Genomic DNA, 2,003 nt, shown 5'->3' on the forward strand with positions numbered 1-2,003 from the left:
GTCTCAATCCGGCTCTTTGCTTGTGCGCCGACTTCGCGGGCGAAGGCATCATCGCGGACCAAGGGGTTGGAGCTGGAAATATCCAACCCAACAACAAGGGTTTCGGCGAATGTAGGAAGTGTCGTGGCAATCATGAGCCAGAAGGCAGCAAGTGTTGAAGAAATGAGTTTCATTGGTTTTCCTTTCAGACAGGTTGGGCGTCGTTCAACGCGGTTGAGATTTCATCGTGGGAGTTGTTGGTGCGCACCTTTTCAAGCAGACCTTCCATAACGGCGGGGTCGAATGGAGGCCCGCCGTCAGGGTGTGGGATTGGAAGTGAGCTGGCTTCGTAACCGCCTTCCAATTTTCGGTTGGTAAGCAGCAGGTCGAATGGCCGCAGCACTTCTTCACGCACAGCCACGATTAAGTCGGCGATCCGGTTGTTGTCCCAGTAGTGCAGCTTGTCCTTTGAGTTTTGAAGGTTGCTGCGGGCTTCACTTTCGAAGGCCATGGCTTCCTTGACGCGACCAAAGAGCATCGAGCTTTGACGCGCGTTGGCGATCCGTTGTGCAACGACGGGCACGCGGCGCACCAGCCATGATAGGAGCCACTTTGTTAGGTACACTGTGAGGAAGAACGCGGTGCACACCGAAAAAGTGAACAGCGGCACGGCGAGGTTGGTCATCAGGGATTCGAAGGCCGTCGGCCCGAAAGCTTCATCAATTGCTATCTGCGCTTGATCGAAGAAGGCGTCGATGGATGGAAAGGTTTCACTGAGACCAGCAATGCCTTGCGTAAGGGCAATCGTGCCTATCATCAGGCACGTGCCGACGATGAAGACCAAAGCGCATATAGCGGCGGCACTTGCGAGCAGCCTATCGAAACGCTTTGAGTTTAATACCTCGGCAACGATATGCAGAGCCAGCACAACGACCAGACCCGAGGCGGCAAAGGCTGTCGAGTGATAGCCTTCCTCCGCATAAGTGCCATGAAGCATGTGCAAAAGCGCGTAATCAATAGCCAGGAAGGCAAGCGCGCCACAGAATGCGATGAAGAGGACGCCTGCCTCGCCAGTAGCATAGAGGCCGAGTCTCGCGAAACGCGCGTCTGCCATCTTTAGGGTCATGAACTGCGCGCTGTTCAGTTGGGGTCTGTCAGTCATTGGTTTGTCTCCTTGAGGTTGTTGGAAAGCCGGCGGGTCTCAGCGATCAACGGGGGCAGCCCGCCGTTATCTGCGCCCTCGCCATGGGCGAGCTGAAATGCGGAACATTCGAGGGCCGTTTCTACGACGCGATCACGCGCTGCTTGCAGGGCTCGTTCGTCGGCCTGTACGCCTGCGACGAGTTCCGATTTGAATTCATCGGCACTGCGGCGAACTTCCGGCTGTGTTGGTGGACGGAAACCTTCGACGGAAAGTCGGAATTCCGACCAGGCCGAAGACTTCTGCGCGTGCCGAAGCTCCTGTTCTTCTTCAGTGATGTTCTCTTTGAAAATTCGCATTTGAGTTCCTCCAGAGTGCAAGGTTTGGCCCCGCTGTTCGCGGGTTAGTGGGAGCAGAGCCGGTTACGGCTCTGCGCGAAATTTTGTTGGGATGTGGGCTTAGCTGTTCAAGGCCATAGAAATGCCCATTGCAGTGATGGCGACACTGGTCGCGACCCATTGGCCTGCTGTGTAGCTTTCGTTCAGCATCGTTGCTGAGACCAGCATGACTAGAGCCACTTGAATAACCGCTGTGAGAGGCCCCCAGATACCGAGCGGCCCCGCCTTCAATAAGGCGACAAAGCACGTGGCGCTTAGAAGCCATGCCGCCCCGCCTAGGCTGAAGAACAGAGGGGACCAGTCTGTGAGATCAGCGGCTTTCTTGTAAGCGAATGAGCCAGTCACAGATAACGTGATCATGCCAAGGACCGTCGCGGTCTTTAATGCGGCGTCTTTCATAGCGGCGGTATCGCCGATGAATTCCAGAAATGATTGCATGTGGTATTCCTTCTTTGAAGAAGGGCGGCTCTGTTGCAGCAGACCCG

3 protein-coding genes are annotated in these 2,003 nt (G+C 55.7%); all 3 read right to left on the bottom strand.

Translation table 11 applies throughout. The annotated features are described in order from the left end of the window. Window positions 1-184: 184 nt before the first annotated feature. Window positions 185-1,141 carry a hypothetical protein gene (locus WBB85_RS21815; protein ID WP_432640674.1) on the bottom strand — a complete coding sequence of 319 codons (957 nt, stop codon included), beginning with the start codon at window positions 1,139-1,141 and terminating at the stop codon, window positions 185-187. After that, on the bottom strand, window positions 1,138-1,479 hold the full coding sequence (locus WBB85_RS21820) for a hypothetical protein (RefSeq protein WP_432640675.1): 342 nt from the start codon (window positions 1,477-1,479) through the stop codon (window positions 1,138-1,140). The genes WBB85_RS21815 and WBB85_RS21820 overlap by 4 nt, the downstream gene beginning before the upstream one ends. 99 nt (window positions 1,480-1,578) lie before the next feature. Continuing rightward, a partial coding sequence (locus tag WBB85_RS21825) for a hypothetical protein (protein ID WP_432640676.1) occupies window positions 1,579-2,003 on the bottom strand: 425 nt, incomplete at its 5' end.

The sequence above is a fragment of the Albidovulum sp. genome (assembly GCF_049646345.1).
GTDB lineage: Bacteria > Pseudomonadota > Alphaproteobacteria > Rhodobacterales > Rhodobacteraceae > Albidovulum.

What these genes read in the sequence shown, in the direction of transcription:
- WBB85_RS21815 (WP_432640674.1), bottom strand. Translation starts at nt 1,141, where the DNA reads ATGACTGACAGACCCCAACTGAACAGCGCGCAGTTCATGACCCTAAAG.
- WBB85_RS21820 (WP_432640675.1), bottom strand. Translation starts at nt 1,479, where the DNA reads ATGCGAATTTTCAAAGAGAACATCACTGAAGAAGAACAGGAGCTTCGG.